Annotated in this window: 10 protein-coding genes; 6 read left to right on the forward strand and 4 right to left on the reverse strand. The window is 74.1% G+C overall.

Going from position 1 to position 15,109, the window contains the following annotated elements:
• The first annotated feature begins 65 nt into the window (after positions 1-65).
• Complete coding sequence (locus tag QCD66_RS08145) at positions 66-2,726, forward strand: LuxR C-terminal-related transcriptional regulator (protein WP_375733658.1); 2,661 nt, start codon at positions 66-68, stop codon at positions 2,724-2,726.
• Between the two features lie 46 nt (positions 2,727-2,772).
• Here the strand turns inward: QCD66_RS08145 and QCD66_RS08150 are convergent, their stop codons facing one another.
• Both QCD66_RS08150 and QCD66_RS08155 read right to left on the reverse strand, forming a co-directional pair.
• The gene (locus QCD66_RS08150; protein ID WP_364209384.1) at positions 2,773-3,336 is read right to left on the reverse strand and encodes a thioredoxin domain-containing protein; all 564 of its coding nucleotides are present in this window, start codon (positions 3,334-3,336) and stop codon (positions 2,773-2,775) included.
• Complete coding sequence (locus tag QCD66_RS08155) at positions 3,333-4,010, reverse strand: BON domain-containing protein (protein WP_364209387.1); 678 nt, start codon at positions 4,008-4,010, stop codon at positions 3,333-3,335. The genes QCD66_RS08150 and QCD66_RS08155 overlap by 4 nt, the downstream gene beginning before the upstream one ends.
• Before the next feature lie 338 nt (positions 4,011-4,348).
• On the opposite strand from QCD66_RS08155, the gene QCD66_RS08160 reads away from it, so the two are divergent.
• The 5 genes from QCD66_RS08160 (at position 4,349) to QCD66_RS08180 (ending at position 12,055) form a co-directional block, all read left to right on the forward strand.
• The gene (locus QCD66_RS08160; protein WP_364209390.1) at positions 4,349-5,476 is read left to right on the forward strand and encodes a S1 family peptidase; all 1,128 of its coding nucleotides are present in this window, start codon (positions 4,349-4,351) and stop codon (positions 5,474-5,476) included.
• 257 nt (positions 5,477-5,733) lie between these two features.
• On the forward strand, positions 5,734-7,833 hold the full coding sequence (locus QCD66_RS08165; RefSeq protein ID WP_407567061.1) for a hypothetical protein: 2,100 nt from the start codon (positions 5,734-5,736) through the stop codon (positions 7,831-7,833).
• A gap of 91 nt (positions 7,834-7,924) precedes the next feature.
• Complete coding sequence (locus tag QCD66_RS08170; protein WP_364209396.1) at positions 7,925-8,335, forward strand: hypothetical protein; 411 nt, start codon at positions 7,925-7,927, stop codon at positions 8,333-8,335.
• 268 nt (positions 8,336-8,603) lie between these two features.
• Complete coding sequence (locus QCD66_RS08175; protein ID WP_375734777.1) at positions 8,604-11,339, forward strand: cellulose binding domain-containing protein; 2,736 nt, start codon at positions 8,604-8,606, stop codon at positions 11,337-11,339.
• 347 nt (positions 11,340-11,686) lie between these two features.
• On the forward strand, positions 11,687-12,055 hold the full coding sequence (locus tag QCD66_RS08180; protein WP_375734776.1) for a hypothetical protein: 369 nt from the start codon (positions 11,687-11,689) through the stop codon (positions 12,053-12,055).
• On the opposite strand, the gene QCD66_RS08185 is transcribed toward QCD66_RS08180, so the two are convergent.
• Entirely contained in the window at positions 12,037-13,005 is a 969-nt protein-coding gene (locus QCD66_RS08185) for an AraC family transcriptional regulator (RefSeq protein ID WP_375734775.1), read from the reverse strand. The genes QCD66_RS08180 and QCD66_RS08185 overlap by 19 nt on opposite strands.
• A gap of 106 nt (positions 13,006-13,111) precedes the next feature.
• Positions 13,112-15,085, reverse strand: coding sequence for a histidine kinase (locus tag QCD66_RS08190; RefSeq protein WP_375734774.1), 1,974 nt, complete (start codon positions 15,083-15,085; stop codon positions 13,112-13,114).
• Positions 15,086-15,109 lie beyond the last annotated feature (24 nt).

The raw sequence follows: 15,109 nt of genomic DNA on the forward strand, positions 1-15,109 counted from the left end.
CACGGGAGGCCGCCACGGCTCCCGCAGTTGGCAGCCATCGATTCGTCTCCGCGGGGGTGGGACGGATGCGCGAGGACCGCGAAGTCACCGGGGATCTTCCCCTGCTGGCGTCGAAGCTGGCCGTGCCGCCGGCACCGGCGGTGTCGGTACGGCGTACGCGGCTCCTCGGGCTGCTCGACTCCGGTGCCGCCGGCCCGGTCACGATCGTGACCGGACCGGCGGGCTGGGGCAAGACGACCCTGCTCGCCGCCTGGGCGCGCGAGCGGCCCGACGGCCCGCCGGGCTGGCTGTCCGTCGACGCCGGCGACGGCGCCGACCGCTTCTGGGCGTACGTCCGCGCCGCACTCGACACCACCGTCGGCCCCGACGGCCCCGCCGGCTCCGACGGGCCGCTACGGCTGGCCGACGCGCTCGCCCGGCGGCCGGAGCCCGTCACCCTGGTCGTCGACGACTTCCACCTGCTCGACGACGCCGACGTGCTGGCCGGCGTCGACCTGCTGCTGCGGCACGCGGGGCTGCGGCTGGTCGTCGGCACCCGGCGGGAGCCGGCCCTGCCGCTGCACCGGTTCCGGCTCGCCGACGAGCTGACCGAGATCCGGGCCGCCGACCTGACCTTCGGCCCGGACGAGGCCGCCGAGCTGCTCGCCGGGCACGGGGTCGCGCTGCCGGCCGGACTCGTCGACGACCTGCACGACCGCACCGAGGGCTGGCCGGCCGGGTTGCGGTTGGCGGCGGACGCCCTGAAGGGCCACCCCGAGCCGGCGGGCCTGGTCGACGGGTTCACCGGCGACCACCCGGTCATCGCCGGCTACCTGGCCGAGGAGGTTCTCGCCGGGCTGCCCGCCGACCTGCGCGACGTGCTGCGGCGGGGCTGCGTCGCCGACCGGCTCACCGGCGAACTGGTCGAGACGCTGACCGGCCGCCCGGACGGCGAACGGCTGCTCGGCGAACTGGAACGGCACACCGGGCTGGTCCGCGCGGCCGGCGGCCGGCCGCCGGCCTGGCGGTGCCACCGGATGCTCGGCGAACTGCTGCGTGCCGAGCTGCACCGGCACGATCCGGGTGCGGCCGCCGACCTGCACCGCCGCGCCGCGGCGTGGCATGCCGGGCAGGCCCGGCCCGCCGAGGCGCTGCGGCACGCGCTCGCCGCCCGCGACTGGGCCGGTGCCACCGGCGTCCTGGCCGGGCACTGGCCGGAGCTGCTTCCGTACGTCCCGGCCGGGCCGGCCACCGACCCGGCTCCGCCGCCGCCGGACGACGCGGTCCGGTCCGGGCCGGAGCTGGCGCTCGCCTACGCGCTGGACCGGCTCGGCGACGACCCGGCGACAGCCGGGAGCTGGTTGCGGCTCGGCGACGAACTCGCGCGGCGGCTGACCGGCGGGCGGCGGGACCGGTTCGTGGTGCTGGCCGCCGCCGTCCACCTGGTGTTCGCGCAGCTCGGCGGTGACGACGGCGCGGTGCGGTCGGCCGCCAGCCGGCTGCTCGCCCTGGTCGAACCGAACGGCGACGGGCGGGAGCGGGCGGCGGCGCAGGCGGCGCTCGGGGCCGCCCGGCTGACCGCCGGTGACCTCGACGGCGCGCAGGCCGTGCTGGTCGACGGGCTCGCCGACGCGGAGGCGGCCGGGCCGGACCGCGCCGTGCTGTCCTGCGGCAGCCGGCTGGCGCTGATCCGCGCGCTCCGCGGCGAACTGGACGCCGCGCAACGGATCGCCCGGCAGGTGCTCGCCCTGCCCCGGTGCCAGGACCCGGTCCGCCCGCCCGACTGCGCGTACGCCCACCTGGCCCTGGCCGTCGTCGCGGCGGAGCGGGGCCGGCCCGACGAGGCCGAGGCGGAGATCACCGCCGCCGGGCGGGCCGAGGAGCCCCAGCTCGCCGCGCTGGTCGACGTCGTCACCGCCGAGCTGCGCCACGACCGGGGCGACCTGACCGGTGGCTACCAGGCGTTGCGTGCCGGCCGGGCGGTGCTGTCCGGCCGGCCGACCGCCCGGTTCGTCGCGCTCTGGTTCGCCGTCGCGGAGGCGGAGCTGCGTACCGCGCACGGCGACGTGGACACCGCCCGGACGGTGCTGCGACCGCTGGTCGACCGATTCCGGCCCGGTCGGGGACCGAACGGCTCCGCCCCGGCGGACGGGGCGACGGCGCTGCCGGCACCGGTCGCGGTGGCGCTGTCCCGTACCCACCTGCGCGGCGGCGACCCGCGGACCGCCGCGCGGCTGCTGCCCAGCTGGGAGGACGGCCGGCCCGGCGACCGGCTCGCGGTACGGCTCGACGCCGGCCTGCTGGACGCGCTGACCGCCAGCCGGCTCGGCGACCGGCGGCGGGCGACCCGGGCGCTGGAGCGGGTGCTCGCGCTCGCCGAGCCGGAAGGGTTCCGGCGGGTGTTCGTCCGGTACGGCCCGCCACTGCGCGACCTGCTGGCCGCGCACCTCGACTCGGGAACCGCGTACTGGCCGCTGGTCAACGAGCTGATCGACGCGACCGGCACGGCGGCCGGGCCGGTGCCGGGCGCGCCGCCACCGGCGCCGCCGTCGGGGGAGGAGCTGACCGAGCGGGAACTGACCGTGCTGCGCTACCTCCAGAGCATCCTGTCCAATGTGGAGATAGCTGCCGAGATGTCGCTTTCGGTCAACACGGTGAAGACGCACGTGCGCAACATCTACCGGAAGCTGGACGCCACGAGGCGTCGCGAGGCGGTCCGCCGGGCCCGCGAACTGCGCCTGCTCTGACCGTCGTATCCACTGTGGACCAAAGCCGGCGGCCGGCGCCCCCCGCTCAGTGGCGGGCGGCGCCGTCGACCGCGGTCAGCAGGTCCGACAGCGCGTACGTCCCCTCGTGCCGCGTCCCGTTGACGAAGATGCTCGGCGTGCCGTCCACCCCGCTGCGTACCCCGCTGACGAAGTCGCGCCGGATCCGGTCGAGGTGCACGTGGTCGTTGACCTCGGCGGCGACCTCCTCGACCGGGAGGCCGACGTGCTGCGTACCCAGCGCCAGGTGCACCGGGTCGAGCTGGTCCTGGTGGGCGAAGAGCCAGTCGTGCATGGCCCAGAACTGTCCCCGTACGCCGGCCGCCTCGGCGGTCTCCGCGGCGATCTCGGCGTACGGGTGCACGTTGGCGAGCGGGAAGTGCCGGAACACCAGCCGTACGGTGCCCGGCCGTTGCCGCCGCAGCTCCCGCAGGTTCGGGTACGCCGCCGCGCAGTGCGGGCACTGGAAGTCGCCGTACACGACCACGGTGGCCGGCGCGTCCAGCGGCCCCTGGGTGTGATCCTCGTCGGTCACCGCGGCCCGCAGCCGGCTGACGGTCACCTGCAGCGGTGTGATCCCGGCCGCGGTCACAGGCTGACCTTGATCCGGTTGTCGACCGACGAGACACCCGGCGCCGACCAGGCGACCCGCTCGGCCTCCTCGCGTTCGAGCCAGGAGCGCACACTCCCGTTGAGCACCACCCGGTCGCCCTGTACGGCGATGGTCAGCCGGTCGACGTCGGTCTCGACGCTGCGGACCAGGGCCTCGCCGATCAGTTGCCGCAGGTCGTCGGGGGAGATCCCGGCCCGGGGCCGTACGGTCATGCCGTTGGTGACGCCGCGTACGCCGGCGAGGCGGCGTACCGTCCGTTCGGCGGCCCGGCGCTGGTACTCCCACTCGACCTCGCCCCGCACCATCACCCAACCCGCGGAGACGGTCACGTCGACGTTGTCGACCGGCACGAACGCGTCCCATTCAAGGGCCCGGGTCGCGGCGTCGGCGATGTCCGAGTCGGTGCGTTCGGCCGCGGGGGACAACTGCACCTCGATGTCGTTGGCGACCGCCCGGACCCCGCGGACGCGGTGGGCGGTGCGTTCCGCCGACCACTTCCGCGCGTAGTTGTCGACCTTTCCGGTCAGGGTCACGACCCCGTTGCGGGCGATGACCCCGATCTCGTTGGGCTGCACCCGGGCGTCCCATTTCAGCTCGTCCAGAACGTCGCGCTGGAGTTCCTCGTCGGTGCGCGTCATCCCTGCCGTCGCCATGGTCACCTTCCCTCCGGTCAGCCTGCCCTACCAGGGTCGATGTTGCGCCGTGGGCGGGTGAGGCGGCGTCGTCCGGGGCGGGTGATACCGGTTCCATAACGTCGGCGGTATGACCCCAACGTTATGTAGCCACAGATCTCGATCAATGGTTAATCTGCGTTCAGTCCTTTCGGGTGATGAGGCAATCATCCGTCCGGACGTTGACCGCTACCTATTGGCTGCTCCAGTTCAGCCACGTCGGTATGGCAGTTGATTCGTGCCCGGGGCCTTCCCGCCGATTTCCCCCATTAACCGCTGGTAGCGGGGCGTCCGGGATCCCCCACACGAAGGAGACGAGAATGCGCCGTACCCTCGCCACCGCCGTCGCGCTCACCGTCGCGACGGGGGGCCTGACCACCGTGCTCGCCATCGGCGGGCCGGCCTCGGCGGCCCCGACCCCCGCGGCCGACGTACCGGCCGGAATGCTCGCCGCGATGGAACGCGACCTCGGGCTCACCGAGTCGCAGGCCCGCCAGCGCATCGCCGACGAGGCGGTCGCCGCGAAGACCGAGCAGCAACTGCGCAAGCAGCTCGGTGCCGGCTTCGCCGGTGCCTGGGTGGACAACTCCGCCCTGGTCGTCGCCGTCACCAGCGAGCACGACGCGGCGGCCGTACGCGCCGCCGGCGCCACCGCGAAGGTCGTCGACCGCAGCGCCGCCGACCTCGACTCGACCAAGTCCAAGTTGGACGCCAAGTCGGGTGCCGCCGGTGCCGCCATCAGCGGCTGGCATGTCGACGCGAAGTCCAACCGGGTCGTCCTGCTCGCCGACCCGGGCGCGGCGACCGCCGCCGCCGAGTTCATCAAGGCCGCCGGGGTCGACGCCGCGACCGTCGACGTCGTCACGGTGGACGAGTCCCCGCGTCCGCTGTACGACGTGGTCGGTGGCGACGCCTACTACATGGGCGGCCGCTGCTCCGTCGGGTTCTCGGTCGTCGGCGGCTTCGTGACCGCCGGCCACTGCGGCACGGTGGGCACCCCGACCCAGGGCTACAACAACGTCGCCCAGGGCACCTTCCAGGGCTCGTCGTTCCCCGGCGAGGACATGGGCTGGGTGGCCACCAACTCGAGCTGGAGCACGCCTCCGCTGGTCAACAACTACGCCGGCGGCACGGTCACGGTGACCGGCTCCGCCGAGGCGTCCGAGGGCTCCGCGATCTGCCGCTCCGGCTCCACCACCGGATGGCACTGCGGCACGCTCCAGGTCAAGAACTCCACCGTCAACTACCCGCAGGGCACCGTCTACGGCCTGACCCGTACCAACGTCTGCGCCGAGCCCGGCGACTCCGGCGGCTCCTGGCTGACCGGCACCGAGGCCCAGGGCGTCACCTCCGGTGGCTCCGGTAACTGCAGCTTCGGCGGCACCACCTACTACCAGCCGGTGAACCCGATCCTCAGCACCTACGGCCTGACCCTGGTCACCGGGTAACCCCCTGTCCCGTTTCCCAGCCTGCCGGTGCCGGCGCCCCTCCTCCCCGGGGCGCCGGCGCCGGCACGTCCGGCTTCGATCGGCGTCGATCGCGGGACGGGGTCGACAGCGGCCGGCGCCATAGTGGAGGATCTGTCACCACCCGGACGCCTCCCGCGCCCCGCCCCCGGCAAGGACGTCGCTATGACCGAGCGTAGTGAGGGAATCGGCCTGCTCAGGGCCCAGTCATGCGATCGCCGAGCGGAGCGAGGTGGCGCATGACCGTAGAAGGTAATTCGGTCCTGCCCCGCCTCGCCGCAGCGCTGCGGAGGGCGGCCGGCCACGAATGGACCATCGCCGCCGCCGGCAGCCTGCTGCTCGCCGCGCTGTTCACGTGGCCGACGCTGCGGGACATCACCGGCACCATCCCGCAGGACACCGGCGACCCCACCCTGCAAGCCTGGCAGATCGCCTGGGGCGGGCACGCGCTGAAGACCGACCCGACCAGCCTGTGGCACTCCAACACCTTCTATCCCGAGCTGTTCACCTACGCCTACTCCGACACCCTGCTCGGATACGCGCCGCTCGGCATGATCGGTGAGGGGCCGGTGGCCGCCGTCGCCCGCTACAACATCCTGTACGTCCTGGTGCACGCGCTCGCGTTCTTCGGGACGTACGCGCTGGGCCGCCAGCTCGGCGCGACCCGGATCGGCGCCGCGGTGGCCGGCGTCGCCTTCGCGTACGCGCCGTGGAAGCTCGCCCAGGCCGGGCACCTGCACGTGCTGTCCACCGGCGGGATCACCCTCGCCCTGGCGATGCTGGCCCGCGGCCACGGCTGGTCGCTGCGGCACGGCTACCGGCCCGAGTCGCGCCGCCCCGGCTGGGTGGTCGCCGGCTGGCTGGTGGCGGCCTGGCAGATGTCCCTCGGTTTCGGCGTCGGCCTGCCGTTCGGCTACCTCCTGGCCGCCGCCGTGCTGGTGGCCGCGGCCGGCTACGGCTGGGCCTGGTGGCGCCGTGGGCGGCCGGTCTTCGGCCGCCGGCTGCTGATCGCCGACCTGGCCGGCGGCACGGTCTTCGCCGCCGTCACCGTGTTCATGGCACTGCCTTACCTCAAGGTGGTCGAGCTGCACCCGGACAGCCGGCGGACGGTCGCGCACATCGACCAGTTCTCGCCGCCGCTGCGCGGCTTCTTCACCGCGCCGGGGGAGTCATGGCTCTGGGGCGAGCGGCACGCGGCCGCCCGGGAGACGCTGTCGTTCGCCGGGGAGATGACGCTGCTGCCCGGGGTCACCCTGATCGGCCTCGCCGTCACCGGCCTGTTCTTCTCCGTGTGGCGGCTGCGGCACCGGATCGCGCTCGGGGTCGGGGTGCTGGTCAGCGCGATCCTGGCCACCGGAAGCTCGTTCCTCGGCGACGGCGATCCCGGCTACGTCACGTTGATGAACCTGCTGCCGGGCTGGGACGCGATGCGTACGCCCGGCCGGCTGGTGCTGTGGACCACCCTGCTGCTCGGCCTCCTCGCGGCCGGCGCGGTGAGCATGGCCGGCACCGCGTCGTCCGATGTGGAGGACGACGCTGGCGGCAGGGACCGGCCGACCGGCGGGGAAGCGCCGCTGCCCGCCGTGACCGCCGCTCCGGCCGGCGGCAAGGACGCGGACGCGGCGATCGCCGCCGGAGACGGGCCGGCCGTGGCGGTCGCCGCCGGGGACGGGCCGGCCACGACGGTGCCGGCCGCCCGGGCCGGCCACGACACGGTGGTCGCCGGCGTGCCCCGGCTGCGACCGGCGGCACCGCCGGCCGCCGACGTGCCGGTGATCGAGGCCGGGCCGGGCCGGGGGATACCCGCGCCACGCCGGGCGGGCACCCTCGCCCCGGCGGTTTCCGGCGGGCCGGCGGACCACCCGGTCGTCCCGACGCCGGCCGCACGTCGGCGGCGCGACCGGATGGCTCTCGCCCTCGCCCTGGTCCCGCTCGCCCTCGTGCTGCTGGAAGGGGTCAACCGCACCCCGCATCCGCCGGCCCCGCCCGCCCCGCTCGCCCTGCGCGATGTCGCCGAACCGCTGCTGATCCTGCCGCCCGAGGGCATCGCCGAACTGCACTACATGCTCTGGTCGACCGACGGCTTCCCGCGCATCGCCAACGGCCTCGCCGCCCACGTGCCGCAGACCCAGGCGCAGACCCGGACGATGACCGTCTCCTTCCCCGACGCCGCCAGCATCGACTACCTGCGGGGACTCGGTGTGCGTACGGTCGTCGTGCTGCCCGGCTACCTGCCCGGCACCGGCTGGCAGGACATGCTGGACCGCCCGATCGACGGCCTTCCGGTCACCCGCGAGGAGGTCGACGGCGCGGTGCTCTTCCGGCTCGGGGACAGGTGACGCACCGGTCACCAAAACGTCATCCGACCGTTGCCGTCCAGTGCCGGCGCGCGGCCTCGCCGCCGGGTGCCGGCGTGATGGTATTGGCGCCGTGAGTGCCCGGGTGGACAGGCATGTGGCGATGTTCTTCGCCGGGATCGTGGCGGTGGGGATCGGTCCCGCGGTGTGGCTGGGCGGCACCCTGCTGCGCGGCAGCCCCGCGCCCCAGCCGCCGCCGGCCGTCGCCCCGTCGGCGACCGCCGGGCCGAGCCCGCAGGTGATCCCCTCGCCCACGCCGGCCGAGCTGCCCGGCCGGCCGGTCGACCCCGGTCCCGGCACCGGCTATGGCACGCCGGCGCCGACCGGCAGCCTGGTGACCATCCCGGCGGCGACCGTGCCACCACGGCCGCCGACCACCGGACCGCCGTCACCGTCGCCGTCGACCCCGCCGCCGACCACCCCACCGGCCACCACCGCACCGGCCACGCCGACCACCGAACCGGCCACGGAGACCGGCGCCTGAGCGGCCGCCCACGGCAGGCGCAGATGTTTGACAGCGTCGATATCTGTGTGTGAATGTTTGGGCGAGGCCGGTGCGGGAGCCACCAACCGGTGCGGGAGCCCAGGGCAGCTCCGCCACCTCCGCGTCCCTGCCTGCCGCAGGGCGCGCGTTCCCGTCTCCGGCACGCCGCAGGGCGCGTTCACACCCTCCGTACCCCCGCGCCCACACACCTCTCGACGTGCCGGTGGGAGAACCGTCTGCTCAGCGCACCCATGAGAGGTAGCCCTACATGCGCAGAAGTCTTGCCGGTGTGCTCGCGGCCGTGCTGGCCGCCGGCACGGTGGCGGTGGCGGCGCACGTCGTCGTCAGCACCGCGTCACCCGCACTGGCCGCCGCCTCGGAGCCGTACTCCTGGAAGAACGTCCGGATCGACGGCGGCGGCTACGTACCCGGGATCGTGTTCAATCCGACCGAGAAGAACCTGATCTACGCCCGCACCGACATCGGCGGCGCCTACCGTTGGGACCAGGCCGGCCAGTCCTGGACTCCGCTGCTCGACCACATCGGCTGGGACCGGTGGGGCTGGAACGGTGTCGTCAGCCTCGCCACCGACCCGGTGCAGACCAACCGGGTGTACGTCGCCGCCGGCATGTACACCAACAGTTGGGACCCGAACAACGGGGCGATCCTGCGGTCGACCGACAAGGGCGCGACCTGGCAGGCGACCGAACTGCCGTTCAAGCTCGGCGGCAACATGCCCGGCCGGGGCATGGGCGAGCGGCTCGCCATCGACCCCAACCGCAACAGCGTCCTCTACCTGGGCGCGCCGAACGGCAACGGCCTGTGGCGCAGCACCGACCACGGCGCCACCTGGGCCAAGGTCGCGAGCTTCCCCAACCCGGGCAACTACGCCCAGGACCCGAACGACCCGAACGGCTACCTGAACCACCGGCCGGGCGTGGTGTGGGTGACCTTCGACAAGCGCACCGGTACGGCCGGCAACACCACCCAGACCATCTACGTCGGCGTGGCCGACAAGGAGAACACCGTCTACCGCAGCACCGACGGCGGCACCACCTGGTCGCGGCTGGCCGGGCAGCCGACCGGCTTCCTGGCCCACAAGGGCGTGCTGGACACCGTCGGTGGCTACCTCTACATCGCCACCAGCGACAACGGCGGCCCGTACGAGGGTGGCAAGGGCGACGTGTGGAAGTACGCCACCGCGACCGGCACCTGGACGCAGATCAGCCCGGTGCCGTCGAGCAGCACCGACCTCTACTACGGCTACAGCGGCCTGACCATCGACCGGCAGAACCCGAACACGCTGATGGTCGCCACCCAGATCTCCTGGTGGCCGGACGCGATCATCTTCCGCAGCACCGACGGCGGCGCGACCTGGACCCGCGCCTGGGACTTCACCAGCTATCCCAACCGGAGCAAGCGATACACCATGGACATCTCCTCGGTGCCGTGGCTGAGCTGGGGCGCCAACCCGTCACCCCCGGAGGAGACGCCGAAACTCGGCTGGATGAACGACTCGGTCGAGATCGACCCGCACGACTCCAACCGCTTCATGTACGGCACCGGCGCCACCATCTACGGCTCCACCGACCTGAAGAAGTGGGACACCGGCGGCCAGATCACCATCCGGCCGATGGTCAAGGGCCTGGAGGAGACGAACGTACTCGACCTGATCAGCCCGCCGACCGGCTCGGCACCACTGATCAGCGCGCTGGGCGACCTCGGCGGCTTCCGGCACACCAACCTCGACGCGGTGCCGCCGATGCTGTTCACCCAGCCCGGTTTCACCAGCGGCACCAGCCTCGACTACGCCGAGACCAACCCGAGCGTGATGGTGCGGGCCGGCAACTTCAACGACGCCGACCGACCCAATGACAGCCACGTGGCGTTCTCCACCGACGGCGGGGCCAACTGGTTCCAGGGCAGCGAGCCGGGCGGGATCAACGAGGGCGGTACGGTCGCCGCGGCGGCCGACGGCAGCCGGTTCGTCTGGGCGCCCCAGGGCGTCGGGGTGCACTACTCGGTCGGCTTCGGCAACTCCTGGACCCAGTCGACCGGCCTGCCCACCGGATCTACTGTGGAGTCCGACCGGGTCAACCCGAACAAGTTCTACGGCTTCAGCGCCGGCAGGTTCTACGTCAGCACCAACGGCGGGGCGAGCTTCACCGCGACCGCCGCCACCGGACTGCCGGGCACCGGCAACGTGAAGTTCAAGGCGGTCGCCGGCCGCGAGGGCGACATCTGGCTCGCCGGTGAGACCGGCCTGTTCCGGTCGACGAACTCGGGCACGTCGTTCACCCGTCTGTCCAACGTGGAGGACGCGGTGAACATCGGGTTCGGCCGGGCCGCGCCCGGGCAGACGTACCCGGCGCTGTTCACCGTCGGCACCATCGACGGCGTGACCGGCGTCTACCGCTCCGACAACACCGGTGCCGCCTGGGTGCGGATCAACGACGACAAGCACCAGTACGGCAACGCGGGCGAGGCGCTGACCGGTGACCCGAGGGTCTACGGCCGGGTCTACCTGGGCACCAACGGCCGGGGCATCCTGGTCGCCGACCGGCTCGGCGGGCCCACGTCGCCGCCGCCGACCACGCCTCCGCCGACGACGCCGCCGCCCACCACGCCGCCGCCCACGACGCCCCCGCCGACCACGCCCCCGCCCACGACTCCGCCGCCGACCACGCCGCCGCCGGGCGGTGCCTGCACGGCGACGTACCAGGTGACGAACTCATGGCCGGGCGGGTTCCAGGGCGAGGTGACCGTACGCAACACCGGCACGTCGCCGCTGAGCGGATGGGTGGTCGGCTGGACGTTCCCGAACGGGCAGACCATCTCCCAGCTCTGGAGTGCCAGCCACACCCAGACCGGTTCCGCTGTCACGGTCTCCAACGCCGCCTGGAACGGCAACCTCGCGGCCGGGGCGTCGACGACGTTCGGCTTCACCGCCAGCTGGACCGGCACCAACGGGGTGCCGGCGCCGATCACCTGCGCCCGGGGCTGACCGGCTGAGCAGCGTACGCGGGGTCGGCCCGCGTACGCTGCTCCACCCGCCACGGCGGCCCGTCGCGGCCGGCGCCGGGGTGACCGTCCGGGCGGCGGTGTGGGGTTCAGGCGACCCCGCGTGATCCGGATCGTCTCCGCGCTCTTCGGATCGACTCTCCGCGATGGTCGACCTACATTCCGTTGCAGTGTGGTTGCCGACGGTTCCGTGCGGGCCGTCCGCCAATCACACCGGGCAGTGGAATGAACGCGCCGGCCCGTTCGAGCGGGACGGCTTGCCCACGCCACGGCCCTGCCCGCCCCGCCCGACGCTGGGTGGTGCCGGTGCCGCAGAAAGGCGGGGGTGGCATGGAGGGCCAGGCGGAGCTGGAACGTGATCTGACGCGGGCGGCCGACGCGTTGCGGGACGCACTCACCTTCCTGGTCCGATACGACCAGCTCGTGGCGCTGTCGCGCGGCGAGCCGGACGGGACCGGCGGGTCGGTGCTCGCCGACCGGGTCCACGAGGGACTGGCGGCGGCCAACCGGGCGCTGGCCGGGCTGCGCGCCGGACGGTGGCCGACCGCGTGCCGCCCGGACGCCGCGTACCCGGACCGGCTCGACGCGCGGGCCCCGGGGGCAGCCGCGCAACCCGGTGACCCGGGGGTGGGCACGCCGTCCGGCGAGGCCGGACCCGGGTCGCCGCCGCCTCGGATCGGTCACGAACCGGGGGAGTGACCGCTGCCCATTCGCAGCGTCGTCGACGGGGGTACGTCGTACTTCGCCCGGTAGGCCGCCGCGAACCGGCCCAGGTGCCCCCAGCCCCAGCGGTGTGCCACGTCCGCCACCGTGGTCTCGCCGGGCCCGGCGCGCCGCAGGTCCTCGTGGGCCTGGGCCAGCCGGACGCTCTGGAGGTAGGCCATCGGCGACTGGCCGAGGTGCCTGCGGAACCCCTCCTGGAGGCTGCGGACGCTCGCCCCGGCGATCTCCGCGAGTTCGCCGCAGGTGAACCCGTGGGCGGGGTTGGCGTCGATCGCCTCCATCGCCCGCTTGACCGTACGGGGCCGGCTGGGCGGCGCCGGCTGGTCCAGTTCGTCGCGGTACCGGTGTTCGGTGGCGAGCAACAACCCCCTGATCAGGCTCTGTGTGAACTGTCCGGCGATCAGCGGATGACCGACCACGCTGCCGCCGTTGTGGAACTCGTCGCGGACCAGGATCGCCAGCCGGGCCCAGCTCTGCCCGGCTCCGGTGGCCAGGTCGATGTGGTTGCCCATGTTCAGCGACCCGCGGAGCGGGCGGTCGAGCAGCGCGGCCAGTTGCGCCTCCACGGCCGACCGGTCGATCTTCACCGCGAGCAGCCGGCCGTTGTTGTCCCACGAATGGATGCGGGTGGACCCTTCCGGCCGGTAGACGCAGGCCCGCCGGGGATGGGCGATGAAGCGCTTGCCGCGGTGCTCGTTGTCGAACCGCCCGGACAGCGGCATGTTGACGTGGTACGCGTGCAGGTCGCCGGCCACGATCGTGGTTTCGGCGCTGTACCGCAGCTCGCCCACGGTGATCGGACCGAGTCGCATGACGTCGACCGAGGCCGCGAACTCCGCGCCCCGGGGAGCGGTGACCCGGACCGGGTAGTAGAACTCGTCGCAGAGCTCGCGGAACCGGTCCAGTCTGGTTGTGGCGAAAGACAACCGGTCACCCCAACCGGTCGCATTCATATCTGTTGCTATTTGCATACTCTGAGTATTGCCTAGGGGGCGGTGCGGCCGATCGGGCCAGCTTCGGAGAGTCGACGGCCTACGAATCGGCGGGCTGATGCCCGGGTTGCGGCGGGGCGGTCCGCAGGCTGCGGAGCAGTTCGCGCATCGCGGCGAGCGACGCGCGGGCCTCGGCCGCCACCTCGTCGAGCCGGTTGGCCTCGGCGGCGGCCAGGACCCCCTGCGCGTGTTCGAGCACAGCCGCCCGCAGGCCGGCGGAGATCCGTGCCCGCTCGGCCCGCGACGCCGCCACCGCCCGCGCGGTCACCTCGGCGACCGCGTCCCGCTCCTGGGCCACGGTGCGGTCCCGCCGGACCCGTACCGTGAAACCCGCCGCCCACGCCGCACCCAGCACCGGAAGCAGCAGCATCGCGAGCGTGGCCGCCATGGTCGCCCCCGTCGCCAGCGTCGCCGGAGCACCCCCCAGCCGCCCGTCGGCGGCGGCGGTCGCCACCAGCGCGGTGCCGAAGCCCACCGCGGCCGCCGGCACCGCCAGGCAGGTCGCCCACCTCGGCCACCCGTACGCCGCCACCGAGTAGACCGCCGCCAGCTCCGCACCCACGGTCGCCACCAGCAGCCACACCGCGTCACCCGGCAGCCGGGCGTAGAGCGCCGCCGCCGGCCACAACACCGCCGAACCGACGACCGCCAGCAGGACCAGCCAGGGCCGGTCCCGGCGCCAGAGCAGCGGTACGGCATGCAGGACCATCAACAGCGCCAGCAGCACCGTCGTCGCCGGCGCCAGCACCGGCGGCCCCTCCCAACCCGCCAGCAGCCCACCGGCCAGCGGCACGACGGTGGCCAGCGCGACCACGCCGTCCATCGCGCGGGGCCCCCGCCACCAGCCGGCCGGCGTCGACCCGGCCCCGGGTGGCGGCGTGCCGGCGGCGGCGCCGTCGAACGGCAGCACCGCCCGGACCCGCCAGCCGTCACCCCGGGCACCCGCCTCGCAGGTACCGCCGAGCGCGGCGGCCCGCTCCCGCATCCCGACGATCCCGCGCCCCGAACCCAACCCACCCGCGCTCGGCCGCATCGTGCCGCCCTCGTCATCGACGACCAGCACGAGCGCGTCGTCGGCCAGCGTCAGGCAGACCCGTACGGCGCCGCCCGGGGCATGCCGCAGCGTGTTCGTCAACGCCTCCCGGGCGATCCCGTACGCCGCCTCGCCCACCGCCGGCCCGACGTCGACCGGATCGGCCTCCAGGGTCACCGGCTGGCCCAGCCGCCGGAAGCCGTCGGCCAGCTCACCGAGCCGCTCGTCCAACCCGCCCGGCCCCGCCTCGTCGGTCGTACGCATGACCGCCACCAGCCGGTGCAGCGCCGCCAACGTCTCCCGGGCCGTACGCGCCGAGAACTCCAGCGCCTCGGCCGCCAGCTCCGGCCGGCGGTCGGCCAGCCGCTCGGCGGCGGTCACCGTCACCACGATCGACGTCAGATGGTGCGCGCTCACGTCGTGGAGTTCGCGGGCCAGCCGCTCCCGCTCCAGGCCGGCCGCCCGCCGCTGCTCGGCCTCGGCCCAGGCCAGCAGCTCGGCCGCGTCCGCCCGGGCCGCGTACCACCGCCGGCGGCCCCGCCCGAGACCGACGGCGAGCAGATAGAGGGTGAGACTGAAGAGCAGGCCGCCGACGTACCCGCGGCCGGTGTCGTACAGCCCGGCGGTGAGCGCCGCCTCCATGACGACGACGGCGGCGGTCGCGACGAGCGCCACCCGGGCCGACCGCCGGGCGGCGACCGTGTAGAGCGCGACCATCTCGGCGATGGCCAGGCCGACCAGCGCCTCGGGCGAGGTGGCGAGGTAGCCGAGCTTCGCCACCATCGACACGATGGCCAGCACCGTGACCGGCGCCCGGTGCCGCCAGCCGAGCGCGACGGCGACGAACGCGGTCGCGACCAGGCCGGCCGCGACCGACACCCGGTCCGGCCGGTGGCCGGCGAGCAGGGCCGCACCGGGCCAGACCACCAACTGCGCCGCCACCAGCAGCAGGGGGGTGAGCCAGCTCCGCGAGACCCTCATGACGGGTACGACGATAGAAAAGGC

Origin of the sequence: Polymorphospora sp. A560, assembly GCF_045781765.1 — a bacterium.
Lineage (GTDB): Bacteria > Actinomycetota > Actinomycetes > Mycobacteriales > Micromonosporaceae > Polymorphospora > Polymorphospora lycopeni.